The sequence below is a fragment of the Caulobacter sp. GW822-FHT01G02 genome (assembly GCF_058802865.1).
Genome location: NZ_JBXAON010000001.1, coordinates 843,788 through 857,047, shown reverse-complemented (window position 1 = coordinate 857,047; position 13,260 = coordinate 843,788). Strand labels below are relative to the sequence as shown.

The 13,260-nt window shown below is 69.5% G+C and carries 12 protein-coding genes; 3 read left to right on the top strand and 9 right to left on the bottom strand.

Translation table 11 applies throughout. The features are described from left to right. Window positions 1-41: 41 nt before the first annotated feature. Window positions 42-764, bottom strand: a complete 723-nt coding sequence (locus AC1RNC_RS04045) for an ATP12 family chaperone protein (protein ID WP_492883882.1) — start codon at window positions 762-764, stop codon at window positions 42-44. Between the two features lie 53 nt (window positions 765-817). Here AC1RNC_RS04045 and AC1RNC_RS04040 point away from each other — a divergent pair, with 53 nt between their 5' ends. Both AC1RNC_RS04040 and AC1RNC_RS04035 read left to right on the top strand, forming a co-directional pair. After that, entirely contained in the window at window positions 818-2,251 is a 1,434-nt protein-coding gene (locus AC1RNC_RS04040; RefSeq protein ID WP_492883880.1) for a DUF1800 domain-containing protein, read from the top strand. Then, complete coding sequence (locus tag AC1RNC_RS04035; protein ID WP_492883878.1) at window positions 2,248-3,525, top strand: DUF1501 domain-containing protein; 1,278 nt, start codon at window positions 2,248-2,250, stop codon at window positions 3,523-3,525. Before AC1RNC_RS04040 ends, AC1RNC_RS04035 begins: the two co-directional genes overlap by 4 nt. Window positions 3,526-3,528: 3 nt before the next feature. Here the strand turns inward: AC1RNC_RS04035 and AC1RNC_RS04030 are convergent, their stop codons facing one another. After that, on the bottom strand, window positions 3,529-4,524 hold the full coding sequence (locus tag AC1RNC_RS04030) for an RluA family pseudouridine synthase (RefSeq protein ID WP_492883876.1): 996 nt from the start codon (window positions 4,522-4,524) through the stop codon (window positions 3,529-3,531). Next, entirely contained in the window at window positions 4,521-4,904 is a 384-nt protein-coding gene (crcB, locus tag AC1RNC_RS04025) for a fluoride efflux transporter CrcB (protein WP_492883874.1), read from the bottom strand. Before crcB ends, AC1RNC_RS04030 begins: the two co-directional genes overlap by 4 nt. A gap of 164 nt (window positions 4,905-5,068) precedes the next feature. Between crcB and AC1RNC_RS04020 the strand changes: the two genes are divergently transcribed. Next, entirely contained in the window at window positions 5,069-6,301 is a 1,233-nt protein-coding gene (locus AC1RNC_RS04020) for a hypothetical protein (RefSeq protein ID WP_492883872.1), read from the top strand. Here the strand turns inward: AC1RNC_RS04020 and AC1RNC_RS04015 are convergent, their stop codons facing one another. The 6 genes from AC1RNC_RS04015 to AC1RNC_RS03990 form a co-directional block, all read right to left on the bottom strand. Continuing rightward, window positions 6,302-6,811: a CC0125/CC1285 family lipoprotein gene (locus tag AC1RNC_RS04015; protein WP_125159644.1), complete on the bottom strand. Its 510-nt coding sequence runs from the start codon at window positions 6,809-6,811 to the stop codon at window positions 6,302-6,304. An 11-nt stretch (window positions 6,812-6,822) separates the two neighbouring features. Next, window positions 6,823-7,638 carry an RluA family pseudouridine synthase gene (locus AC1RNC_RS04010; protein WP_492883871.1) on the bottom strand — a complete coding sequence of 272 codons (816 nt, stop codon included), beginning with the start codon at window positions 7,636-7,638 and terminating at the stop codon, window positions 6,823-6,825. Next, window positions 7,635-8,936 carry a replication-associated recombination protein A gene (locus AC1RNC_RS04005; protein ID WP_492883870.1) on the bottom strand — a complete coding sequence of 434 codons (1,302 nt, stop codon included), beginning with the start codon at window positions 8,934-8,936 and terminating at the stop codon, window positions 7,635-7,637. Before AC1RNC_RS04005 ends, AC1RNC_RS04010 begins: the two co-directional genes overlap by 4 nt. Before the next feature lie 34 nt (window positions 8,937-8,970). After that, window positions 8,971-10,407: a DegQ family serine endoprotease gene (locus tag AC1RNC_RS04000; protein ID WP_492883869.1), complete on the bottom strand. Its 1,437-nt coding sequence runs from the start codon at window positions 10,405-10,407 to the stop codon at window positions 8,971-8,973. A 79-nt stretch (window positions 10,408-10,486) separates the two neighbouring features. Further along, complete coding sequence (locus AC1RNC_RS03995; RefSeq protein ID WP_492883868.1) at window positions 10,487-11,752, bottom strand: TCR/Tet family MFS transporter; 1,266 nt, start codon at window positions 11,750-11,752, stop codon at window positions 10,487-10,489. Window positions 11,753-11,873: 121 nt separating this feature from the next. Beyond that, window positions 11,874-13,109, bottom strand: a complete 1,236-nt coding sequence (locus AC1RNC_RS03990) for an alkaline phosphatase family protein (RefSeq protein ID WP_492883866.1) — start codon at window positions 13,107-13,109, stop codon at window positions 11,874-11,876. Between the last annotated feature and the right edge of the window lie 151 nt (window positions 13,110-13,260).

Below are 13,260 nucleotides of genomic sequence, written 5' to 3'. Positions count from 1 at the left end.
ACGGACCTTGCGGCGCCGCGGAGTACGGAAGGTCTCGCCCCCTAACGGAGCGCGGCGAACCAGCGGTCGATCATCTCGGCCTCGACCGCCAGGAACGCCACGCGGGCGGTCGCCTCGGCGTCCTGTCCCCACTGCTCGGCCTGGAACGCCTCCTCAAGGCGCGACAGATCCAGGGCCTTGCGGCCGGTCAGACGGCCGGCGCGGACGGCCAGGGTCAGCACCGTCGAGCCGTAGAGACCGGCGGCGAAAGCCACCCCAGCCAGGCTGAAGTCGTCCAGGGTCAGCGCCAGGGCCTCGACCGCCGCCAGGGTGGCCGGCGGCTGCGGCTGATGGATGATCCCGCCTACGGGCGTGAACACCAGGCCATGCTCGGCCTTGGCCCAGTCCAGGACCGCGCCCCACTCGCGCGCCTGGCGCTCGACCAGCCGCGTCGGGTGCTCGGCGCGATAGCAGAGGTGGTCGGACGCGGCGTAGGCGGTGATCTCCTTGGCCACCTCGGCGCGGGTCTCGGCGATGCGGTCGATCGCCGTGAAAGCCAGGCGCGTGGCCGGCATCAGGCTGTTGTCGATATACTCGACCTGGGCCTCCCACTCGGCGGCGATCGTGTCGGCCAAGGCTTGGTTGGGCAGGACCAGCGGCTTCCTGGCCGGCGACTTGGGCGTGCGGCCGTCGAGCTGAACGGCGAAGCCCTCCTCGACCGGGGCCGCGACGGCGGCCTTGTAGAAGCGCTTGGGTTTCAGCAGCAGCTCGGACTTGTCGGACACGGCGAGAACTCTTTTCCGGGCCGCGCGACGGAACGGCCAATGACCCGCGTTGAATGAGCAAGATCGCGTGTCAGCGCAAGGGAGAGCGCCGCTTGAGCCTACCGTCCAAGGACATGATGGCCGCCATCGCCGTCACCCGCTTCGGCCTGGGCGCCCGCCCCGGCGAGATCGACGCCGCCAAGGCCGATCCGCAAGGCTTCCTGATCGCTCAGATCCGCCGCGACGGCGCCGACGCCCCGCAGGACGGCGGCGAGACCTCTGCCCAGCGCTTCGAGCAGATGCGCGACTACCAGCAGCAGCAGAAAGCCGCGCGTCAGAAGAAAGACGGCGAGGCCGCCGACGATGCGGCCCTGCAAGCCGCTAGGGCCGCCCAGATCGCCCTGCGGGACAAGGTCAATGCCGACTTCCTGGCCCGCGCGCGCCTGGCGACCAATACGCCAGCGGGCTTTCGCGAACGCTGGGCGCTGTTCTGGGCCAACCACTTCACCGTCTCGGCCACCAAGCAGATCACCTCGGTGCTGATCGGCCCGTTCGAGCGCGAGGCGATACGCCCCCACGTGTTCGACAGTTTCGAGACCCTGCTGGTCGCCTCGTCGACCCATCCGGCCATGCTGACCTATCTGGACCAGGCCCAGTCGATTGGTCCGAACAGCCAGGTCGGCGTCCGCAGGCGCGGCGCCCGGGCCGGACTGAACGAGAACCTGGCCCGCGAGATCATGGAGCTGCACACGGTCGGCGTCGACGCTGGCTATACGCAAGGCGACGTCACCGAGTTCGCCCGCGCCCTGACCGGCTTCTCGGTCGGCCGCGACAACGAGGATCGCGCCGGCCAGTTCGTGTTCCGCGACGCCGCCCACGAGCCCGGCGCGCGCACGATCATGGGCCGCCGATACGCCCAGGGCGACATCCAGCAGGGCATGGCGGTCCTGAAGACCCTGGCCGCCGACAAGCGCACCGCCCGCCACGTCTGCGGCAAGATCGCCCGCCACTTCGTCTCCGACACGCCCCCGCCCGCCCTGACCGCGCGGCTGGAGAAGCGCTGGATGGACACCGGCGGCGACCTCGCTCAGGTCGCCAAGGCCCTGGTCGAAAGCCCCGAGGCCTGGGATCCCACGCCCGCCAAGTTCAAGACACCTTACGAATACACGCTGTCGACCTGGCGCCTGATCGGGGCCGAACCGTCGGCGATCGAGCGCCTGGCGCCGATCCTCACGGGCCTGGGCCAGAAGCCCTTCTCGCCCCCCTCCCCCAAGGGCTGGGCCGAGGACGCCCAGACCTGGGCCTCGCCCGATGGCCTCATCAAGCGGATGCAATGGGCCCAGGGCTTCGCCGCCGTGGTCGCCGACCGCACCGATCCCAACGCCCTGGCCGTCTCGGCCTTGGGCGCACGCCTGACGCCTCCCGTCGCCAAGGCCGTGTCGCGGGCCGAGACCCGCAAGGAAGCCTTCGCCCTTCTCGTGATGAGCCCGGAGTTCCAACGCCGATGACCGCTCAACTGAACCGCCGCTCCCTGCTGGGCCTGGGCGCCAGCCTCGGGATCACCGTCAACTTCCTGGGTTCGCAGGCCTTCGCGGCCACCGAGGGCGATCTCGCCAGGAAGAAGCTCGTGGTCGTGATCTGTCGGGGCGGCATGGACGGCCTGTCCGTCTCGCCGCCCGTCGGCGACGCGAACTACGCCAACCTGCGCGGCTCGATCGCCATGAAGCCCGACCAGGTGCTGAAGCTGGACGACACCTTCGGCCTGCACCCGGCGCTGAAGTCCGTCCATGCTCTCGCCCAGCAAGGCGAGGCCCGCATCGCGCCCGCCATCGCCAGCCCCGACCGCGCCCGCTCCCACTTCGAGGCCCAGGACATGCTGGAGACTGGCGCGGCCCATGTCTACGGGACCGAGACCGGCTGGCTGAACCGCACGCTGGAGGCCCTCGCCCCCGCTCGCAAGGTCGAGGGTCTGTCGGTCGGGGCCACCGCCCCACTGATCCTGCGCGGCAAGGTCCAGGCGGCCAGCTGGTCGCCGGGCAAGGGCGTCGACGAGACCGCGCGCCTGCCAACCCTCTTGCAGGACCTCTACAAGAACGACCCGATGCTGGGCCCCGCCTTCGCGCGCGGGCTGGAGACCGAGACCATGGCCCAGACGGCGATGACCGCCCTCTCGGCAACGCCGGCCATGAACGTCGCCGCGGCCTCAACGCCGATGATGGCTCAGCCCGCGTCTATGTCCCCGACGACGGCCAACGACCGCCAGAACCGGGCTGGCAGCGAGGCGGCGCGCAAACTGGGCTCGACCCTGGGCGGCTTCATGATCCAGGCCGGCGGCCCGCAGATCGCGGCCATCTCGCTGGACGGCTTCGACACCCATGCCGGCCAGCCGGGCCAGATCGCCACGCGGCTGTCCTACATGGACGCGGTGCTGGACGGCCTGCACACCGGGCTCGGCGCCGAGTGGAAGAACACGGTGGTCATCGTCGTCACCGAATTCGGCAGAACGGCCCGCGTCAACGGCACCGGCGGCACCGACCACGGCACGGCTTCGACCGGCCTCGTCCTGGGCGGGGCGCTGAAGAAGGGCGGCGGCATCGTCGGCGACTGGCCGGGCTTGGCCGACAACGCCCTGTTCGAGAACCGCGACACCGCCCCGACACTCGACATGCGCGGCCTGTTCAAGGGCGTGCTGGCCGACCACATCGGCGTCGACCGCGCGATCCTGGAGCGCAAGGTGTTCCCGGACAGCGCGGCGGCGAAGCCGGTCACGGGTCTGGTGTAGCTCCTACCGCCGCTTGGTTTGCCGTCGAGCGAACGGTTCGGCGTCGGCCTCGTCTTCCGAAAAGCCGAACTTGCGGAAGCCTTCCTTCATCTCGGGGCTCAACGGCGCCTCGATGTGCAGCATGCCGGCCGACGGGTGCGGCAGCAGGATCGAGCGGGCGTGCAACTGCAGCTTCAGCCCCTCCGACAGCGGCGCGGACTTGTCGTCGCCGTACTTGGGGTCGCCGAGAATGGGATGGCCCATGGCCTTCATGTGGGCGCGCAACTGGTGGGTGCGGCCGGTGTGCGGACGCAGGGCCATCCAGGTGACGCGCGGCCCGGCGCGGCTGATGGTGACGAACTCGGTCTCGGCCGGCTGGGCGTCCGGGTCCTTGGGCTGGGCCGGCACCACCAGTTCGCGATCACCGACCCCGCGCTTGGCCAGGTGCAGCTCCATCACGCCCTCGGTCGGGTGCGGATTGCCCGCGACGATGGCCCAGTAGGTTTTCTGCGCCTTGCGCTTGGCGAAGGCCCCCGACAGGCGCGCGGCGGCCGACGGCGTCTTGCCCAGCAGCAGCACGCCCGAGGTGTCGCGGTCCAGGCGGTGGACCAGGCGCGGTCGATTGACGCCCTCGCCCCAGGCGCTCAGCAGCTTGTCGACGTGGTGGGTGGTCTTGGTGCCGCCCTGAACGGCCAGGCCGGCGGGCTTGTTCAGCGCCAGGACCTCCTCGTCCTCGTACAGCACCAGCGACCTGGCGTAGGCGATGTCGCGCGGCGACAGCTTGGCCTTTTCGTTCGGATCGGGCGCGTCGGGCAGCGGCGGCACGCGGATCTGGCTACCGGCGACCAGCTTGGTGTCGGCCTTGGCGCGCGAGCCGTCGACCCGGACCTGGCCCGAGCGGAAAAGCTTGTTCAGCTGGATGTGGTTGAGGTGCGGCCAACGGCGCTTGAACCAGCGGTCGAGGCGGACCCCGTCCTCGCCGGCGTCGACGTACAGCGTGCGGACTTCCTTGATGCTCATGCGAAAACCTTGCGGGCGATCAGAAGGCCCGCGAACAGGGCCGCCACGGACAGAAGCACGCTGGCGGCGGCATAGGAGAAGGCTGGCAGATAGTCGCGCTTCTGGATCATCAGCGCGGTCTCCAGCGAGAACGAAGAGAACGTCGTGAAGCCGCCCAGCACGCCCACGCCCAGCAGCACGCGCCACTGTTCGTTGGATCCGCTGCCGCGATGCGCCAGCCACGAGGCCAGGCACCCCATCAGGAAGCCCCCGGCGATGTTCACGGTGAAGGTGCCATACGGCCAGCCCGTCCCCATGACCCGCATGGCGCCGACGCCGACCAGATAGCGCGCGACCGAGCCGACGGCTCCGCCAGCGGCCACCAGAAGCAGCTTGTTCATGAACGCCTTATGCGCCGAGCTGGCGTCAACGCCAAGCATCCAACGAAGTTCCCTTGATTTTCCCCGGTTTCTTTCACGGTAAACGCGTTTGGAAACCGTATTTCCGAACGACCGGTTAAGCGCGCTTCCCGCATTCTCCAGGGCGTATCAACAGCGCCAGACCCATGCCCTTCGACACCTCAACCTCTTCGGACGCGACCGAACGCGTGGCCCTCCCGGGCCCGGTGGCTCAGCGCCTGTCGGGCTCGGAGCTGGTCGCGCGCGGCTCGGTCAACGTGATCAGCATCAAGGCCATCCGGCACTGGGCCGGCGAATGGTGGAGCCAGAAGCGCGGCGACGTCTGGACCTATGTCGAGCTGAAGCTGAACGAGCATCTGGACCGCAACGACATGCGAGCCCGCATCTCGGACAGCGAATTCCTGATCGCCATGAACAACGACCAGGGATTGGCCGCCCAGGCGACCAGTGTGCGGATCCTGGAAGACGTGCTGACCCATCTGCTGGGCGCCGCCTCGGCGAAGGATCTGGGCATCCGTTCGGTGATTGGGGTCGAGAACGGCGAGGCGGTCTGCAAGCCGATCGACCCGACCGTGATCCTGGCCGCCCGCGCCCGCCGCGACTCCGCGCGCTCGCCGGTCCGCATTGAAGTGGATCCGGCTGACGAGGCCCGCCGCACCCCGGTGGCCTTCACCACCGCCGGCGGCGCTGCGCTGCGCGTGGACTTCACGCTGGAGCATGTGGTCAGCCTGCGGCGCAACATCACCACCGCCGTCCGCGTCGAGCCGATGGTCACCCACCTGGCCAGCGGTCGCCAGGCCTCGGCCCGCGCCCTGACCAAGCTGTCGGACCGCGATGTGGCCTTCATCGACGAGTCGACGCTGAAATACGCTGCGGTGTTCGCGCGCTCGGCACAAGGCCACAACGCGCCCGAACTGATCCTGCCGGCCTCGTTCCGCACCCTGGGCACCCAGCGCGGCCGCGATTTGCTGACCGGCACCGCCGGCCTGTCGTTGAGCCTGCTGCGCGGCGGGCTGATGATCGAACTGGTCGACGTCACCCGCGGCACGCCCGCCGGCCGTCTGTTGGAAGTGGTCGGCCTGTTGCGCGCCCTCACCCGCGGCGTCATCGCCCGCGTGCCGCCGGACAAGGAGGCCCTGCGCGTACTGCGCGACGCCCGTCTGGCCGGCCTGGCGCTGGACGCCTCCGACCTCTCCGGCGAAGCCGGCAAGATCGCCATGGAGATGATGGCCTTCGGTCGCGACGCCCGGGGCCTGGCCCCGATGACCATCCTGCAAGGCCTGCCCCAGGACGGCTATTTCGCCGCCGCCGAGACGGCCGGCCTCACCCACGCGGCGCTGCGCGCGAACTATCCGCTGGGCAAGCGGGCGGCGGCCTAACTAGACTCGCTGGCGTCCGTAGCCGACGTTCTTGACCACGTCCCGCGCGTCATAGGCGTCGCGGTCGCGCGGCGTCGGCCCCCTGCCGAACACCACCTCGATCGAGCGCGAGACCGCCGGGCCCGGGCCGAGATTGAAGCTCGTCCCCAGGCCGACGCCGACGCTCGATCGCCGCCCGAAGCTGGCCGAACCGCCGCCGACCGACACGCGCGGTCCACGGTCGTAACCGCTGATATTGGTCGAGCCGTCGGCGATCCGGAACCAGTCATACCCGTCACGCAGGGCCAGCTCGGCGGCGCGCAACAGGGCATAGTCGGCGACCTGCGCCTCCTTCGCGCCCGGCCCGCCCTGGAAGGTGACGCGATAGCGTCCCGCCTCCAGGCGATATTCCGAGTAGCCGACGTCGTTGGGCGCGCCGAGCTGGGCGCGATAAACGGTCGGGGCGGTGGCGCAGGCGGCCAGCAGCAGGCCCGACAGGGCGGCGGCGATCAGGGGCTTGGCGATCTTCATGGCGAATATCCTCAGACCGGATCAACGGCCTCGGAACCGGGCTGTTCCGGAACCGCCAGATCCAGGGCCTGGAGCATGGCTTTGAAATCGGACGGAAGCGGGGCCATGACCTTGCGCTCGCCGCCCAGCGGGTGCGGGAAGGTCAGGCGCGCGGCGTGCAGCATCAGGCGCGGCACGGCCGCGCCGCCCAGCATCAGCGCCCCGCCATAGCGGCTGTCGCCCGCCAGCGGCCGGCCGATGGACGCCATATGGACCCGCAGCTGGTGCATGCGGCCGGTGTCGGGCGACAACTCGACCAGCGCGGCGACGCCATTGCTGGCCAGGGTGCGATAGCGGCTGCGAGCGGTCTCGGCGTCCGGATGATCGGGCGCGCAGACCCGCATATAGGCCTCGCGGCCGATCGACTCGCGGCGCAACGGGCTGTCGATCATGCCGCCCTTGGGCTCGGGCGCGCCCGGCGCGACGATGGCCAGGTAGGACTTGCGGAAGCGCTTGGCCATCATGGCCTCGCCCAGGAAGGCCGCGCCCGGCTTGGTCTTGGCCGTCAGGATCACGCCCGAGGTGTCGCGGTCCAGCCGATGGATCAGGCGCGGCCGAGCCTTTCCCGGCTTGGCGAACGCCCACAACAGGTCGTCCAGCGTATGGGCCTTGATCCGTCCGCCCTGGCTGGACAGGCCGGCGGGCTTGTCCAGCACGATGACCGTCTCGTCCTCGTACAGCACCCACGACTTGGCCGTGTCGATCTCCTCGGGCGTCAGAGTGATCGGGCACTCGATGGCCTTGGGCTTGGCGACACCAGGGGGACGGCGGAATTTCGGACTGCTCATTTGCCGTCCTTACGCACCTTCCCCCAGGCTTCCAAGCGTTCACGTACCTTGGCCTCGGCGCCGACCGGCTTCGGCTCATAGAACCGCCGACGCTCCATGCCGTCCGGGAAGTAGTTCTGGCCTGAGACCCCGCCCTCGACATCGTGGTCGTAGGCGTAGCCGTCGCCATAGCCGAGGCTCTTCATCAGCTTGGTCGGCGCGTTGAGGATGTGCGACGGCGGCATCAGGCTGCCGGTCTCCTTGGCGGCGCGACGGGCGGCCTTGTAGGCGTTGTAGACGGCGTTGGACTTGGGCGCCGACGCCATGTGGACCACGGCCTGCGCCAGGGCCAGCTCGCCCTCGGGCGAGCCCAGGAAGTCGTAGGCGTCCTTGGCGGCGGTGGTCAGCAGCAGGGACAGCGGATCGGCCGCGCCGATGTCCTCCGACGCCATCCGCACCAGGCGGCGGGCGATGAACAGCGGATCCTCGCCGCCCTCCAGCATCCGGGCCAGCCAGTAGAGCGCCGCGTCCGGATCGCTGCCGCGCACCGACTTATGCAGGGCCGAGATGAGGTTGTAGTGCTCCTCGCGGTCCTTGTCGTAGGCCGGGCGGCGCTTCTGCAGGAACTGACCCAGTTGGGTCGTATTCAGCGGGCTGTCGGTCCCGATCGAGAACAGGGTCTCGGCCAGGGTCAGCAGGTAGCGACCGTCGCCGTCGGCCATGGCCACCAGCACCCCGCGCGCCTCGGCGTCGATCGGCAGCGGCCGGTTCTCGGCGACCTCGGCGCGTTGCAGCAGCTGGTCAAGCGAGTCCTCGCCCAGGCGTTTCAGCACGAAGACCTGGCAGCGCGACAGCAGAGCGCCGTTCAGCTCGAAGGACGGGTTCTCGGTCGTGGCGCCGACCAGGGTGACGATCCCCTCCTCCACGAACGGCAGGAAGCCGTCCTGCTGGGCGCGGTTGAAGCGGTGGATCTCGTCGACGAACAGCAAGGTGCTCTGACCGGCCGCGCGGCGCATGCGGGCCTGCTCGAAGGCCTTCTTCAAGTCGGCGACGCCCGAGAAGACCGCCGAGATCTGCTGGAACTCGTAGCCGCCGGCCTTGGCCAGCAGACGCGCGATGGTGGTCTTGCCGGTGCCGGGCGGCCCCCACAGGATCATCGAGGCCAGGCGATGGGCCGCGGCCATGCGGCCGATGGGGCCTTCGGGACCCAGAAGATGCTGCTGGCCCACCACCTCGTCGAGGCTCTGGGGTCGCAGGCGGTCGGCCAGCGGCGCCGGCGCATGGGGCGTCAGGCCGGCGGCCTGGAAGAGATCGGACATGCGACTCTTCTAGCAGGCCGCCGGGCGCAAGTCGTCAGCCCGAGAAGCGGGCCGTGATCCGCTGGCCATTGCGCTCGATCGTCACCACCCAGTTACGGGTCGGCAGCTTCGCGGCGGCGTTGAGATCGGCCACCGTATTGACCGCGCGGCCGTTGACCTCGCGGATGAAGTCGCCCGGCTGCAGGCCGATATTGGCCGCGTAGCCGCCGCCGATCTTGGTGACCAGCACGCCCTTGCCGACGAACGGGTCGACGTCCAGGTCCTGGGCCACGGCCGGCGACAGGTTGACCACCGTGGCGCCGTTGAACGGGTTGGCGCCCGACAGGGTGCGCTCGTCGCGGGCGGGGGTCTCCGGCGCGGCCTCGGCGCGGACGGTCAGCGTCTGCTCCTTGTCGTTGCGATGGATCTGCATCGGTACGCGGTCGCCGACCTTGTGGGTGCCGATCGCGAAGGCGCCGCCGCCCTCGTCGTTCACCGCGCGACCGTCGATCGACAGGATGACATCGCCTTCCTTCAGGCCAGCGCGATCGGCCGACGAGCCGGGATAGACCTGAGCCACCAGCACGCCGCGCGGGACGGTCATGCCCAGGCTCTTGGCGATGTCGCCGGTGACCGGCTGGCCCTTCACGCCCAGCCAGGGCCGCACGACGCTGTGGCCGCCGCCCAGCGCCGCGCCCACCACCTGGCGGACCACGGCGGCGGGGATGGCGAAGCCGACGCCCGAGGACGAGCCCGACCGCGAGATAATGAAGGTGTTGATGCCGACTAGGTCGCCGTCCATGTCGACCAGCGGGCCGCCCGAATTGCCGGGATTGATGGCGGCGTCGGTCTGGATATAGCTGCCGAAGTTGGCCGCCCCGACGTCGGTCCGGGCCAGGGCCGAGACGATGCCGTTGGTCACGGTCTGGCCAACCCCGAACGGATTGCCCAGCGCCAGGACGAGGTCGCCGACCTCCATCTGGTCCTGGTCGTCGATGGCCATGACGGGCAGCTTCTCGCCCTTGGTGTCGATCTTCAGCACGGCCAGGTCGGCGCGCGGATCGTCCAGCAGAACCGTGGCCGGGAACTCGCGGCGGTCGGCCAGCTGGACGGTGATGTCGCTCATCCCGTCGATATTGTGGTGGTTGGTGATGATCACACCATCGGCGCGGACGATGGCGCCCGAGCCCAGCGAGCCCTGCACCTGGCTGCCGCCCTGGCCGCCGCCGCCCATGAAGAAGTCCCAGAAGGGATCGACGCGGCGCTGGACCACCCGGCGGCTGGCGACGTTGACGACCGCCGGGGCGGCCTTCTTCACCACCGGTGAGAACGACAGCTTCATCGACGCCGCGTCGGCCGGAGCGCGGCGGGTCGGTTGCGGCATGTCGGGAACGGGTCCGTTGCCGACCGACTGGGCATTGGACGGCCCGGCCGGATTCGAGCAGGCGGCCAGCAGGACGACGACGGGCAGCAGGGCGCGGATGGTCTTCAAGAAAAGGCTCCTAACGTTCCTCGGGAACTCAGCCGAGCTTTCTGGCGAGTCTAAGGCGTTTTGCGCGATGGGTAAGGCTTCAGGCCGCCCGCGGTTCCGGCGCGGGCAGCGGTCGGGCCTTGGCGTAGGCTAGCACGGTCGAGGCCAGCATCAGCGCCGCGGCGATCAGCACCGGCAGGCCCGGCATGTGCAAGGTCGTGTCGTGGCGGATGGCGAAGGCGAAAGGGAACAGGAACAGCGGCGGTCCGATGATCGAGGCGATGCCCATCATAGCCGAATTGGCGCCTTGCAGCTGGCCCTGTTCGTTCGGCGCGACGCGGCGGGTCATCAGCCCTTGCAGGCCCGGCTGGATCAGGCCCGACAGCGCGAACAGCGGCAGGCCGCACAAATACAGCATCCCCGTCGGCGCCAGGGCGTAGATCATGAAGCCGGCGAAACCCGAGAACAGGCCGATCATCAGCGCCCCGCGCTCTCCGAACGCCTTGACCACCCGGCCGACGACCAGGGCCTGGACAACGATGCTGGAAATACCGCTGGCCATCAGGGTCAGGCCGATGGTCGCCGGCGACCAGCCATAGCGGAAGCCCATATAGAGCACGAACACGCTGGGCAGGACGTTGTGGGCCAGCTGGAACAGGAAGCCGACGCCGGCCAGGCCCAGCAGGCCCGGATGGCGGTTCAGCAGCTGCAGCGAGCCGACGGGATTGGCCTTCGTCCAGTCGAAGCGCGGCTGGCGGCGCTCGGGCGGCAGAGACTCCGGCAGCACGAAGAACCCGTAGAGCCAGTTGCAGAGCGCCAGGGCCGCGCAGACCAGGAACGGCGCGCGATGGTCGAACTGCCACAGCCAGCCGCCCAGGGCCGGACCGAAGGTGAAACCGACGCCGAACGCCGCGCCCATCAGGCCAAAGCCCTTGGCGCGGTTCTCCGGCGTGGTGACGTCGGCGACATAGGCCGAGGCGGTCGAGAAGCTGGCCGCCGTCATGCCGTTGAAGATCCGGCCGACGAACAGCCACCACAGGCTGGGCGCGAAGGCCATGAACAGGAAGTCGACGCCCAGGCCGAAGATCGACGTCAGGATCACGGGCCGGCGGCCGAAGCGGTCGGACATCAGCCCCAGGATCGGCGAGCAGAAGAACTGCATCACGCCCCAGACCGTGGCGAACAGGATGTTCCAGTCGGCCGCCACGGCCGTGTCCCCGCCGCCGAACTGCTTCACCAGGTTGGGCAGGACGGGGATCATCACGCCCAGGGACAGCACGTCCATGATCGCGGTGACGAAGATGAAGCCCAGCGCGGCCTGACGCTTTGCGCCCGTGATTTGGGCTCCGGTGTTCGGTTGGTTCATGGATCGCCCTCCCCGGCGGTCCCTAGTTGGACGCTGTTCGCCCGGCTCGCAAGACCCGCCAGCGGCGCCGGCCGCCGTTCCGCGCGCTCTACGCAACCCGCTCTACGCAACCCGCGCCGCGCTACCTCAGCGCCTGCCTCACGACCGTCAGCGCCCCGTCGCCCTTCTCGGGCTTCACCCCGGTCACCCGCGCCAGTAGCGGATAGACGTCGACATTGTCGAACGCCGGCAGCACGACACCCGGCTTGAACGACGGCCCGTGGGCCACGAACACGGCGCGCATGGCGGGATCGTAGGGGTCGAAGCCGTGCGCGCCGCCATCCTTGCCGTCCCACTTGCCGGGCTTCTTCCGGGCTTCCAGCGTCGTCGTGTACCAGCCGGTCTCCGACAGGCAGACGATGGCCGGCACGCGCTTGTTGTGGCCGTAGTGGAAACGGGCCGGGATCCGTCCCTTCTTCCAGCAGGTCATGTGCGGAGGCGCGGTCTTGAAGAACGCCGTCTCGACCGCCTTGGCCTGGCCCGGCAGGGGCGAGAAGCTGGTCACCGCGCCCTTGGCGACGAGGTGGATCTTCGAGACGTCAATCAGATCGTCCAGCACCACGCGATGAGCGGCCGGCAGCGGCGCCATGCCGTGATCGGCGACGATGATGAGGTCGGTCGTCTCGAAACGTCCGCGCGCCTTGAGCCCCTCGACCAGACGGCCGATGCAGCGGTCCAGTTCGACCAGCGCCGCCGTCAGCTCCGGAGAGTCCGGGCCGTAGTGGTGGCCCTCGGTGTCGGCGGCGTCGAAATAGAGCGTGGCGAAGGCCAGCGGCGGGCCGTCGGCGCTGTCCATCCAGGCCAGCACCTGGTCGATCCGCGCGTCATACGGCAGGTCGTGCTGGTACTTCATCCAATGGCTAGGGCGGACGCCATCGATCGCCGTCTCCGAGCCCGGCCAGAACATGGCGGCGCTCTTCTTCCCCTGCTGTTCGGCCGAGACCCAGAACGGCTTGGCCTGGTTCCACCAGCGGGGATCGTTGGACGTCGGGCCGTTCATCACGAATTTGGGGCCGCCGATCACGGCGTCCTCCATCTCGTTGCCGACCACGCCATTGCGGTCGGGACGCTTGCCGGTCACCAGGGTGTAGTGGTTCGGATAGGTCAGGCTGGGAAACGAGGGGCGCATGGACCCGCGCGCCCCGTCGTCGGCCAGGGCCTTCAGGTTCGGCGTCACGCCACGGTCCAGATAGTCGGCGCGGAAGCCGTCCATCGACACCAGGAGCGTCAGATGCGGGGCCTTTTCCCGCGCCTGGACGCCACCGGCCAAGGCGAGGCTCACGGCCACGATCAGGGACAGCAGGCGAAAGACGGACATCGGCGGGCTCTTAGGCGGGGGGAACTGAAGCCCCCTGATCAGCGTCCGGCGTTACAGGGGTGTGACAGGAACCGCATGACCGGCTCTTAACTTGGCGGGGGCGCCCCGGGTCGCCATAGTCCCCCTCGCCTGCCGACTCGTTTCGGCGCTC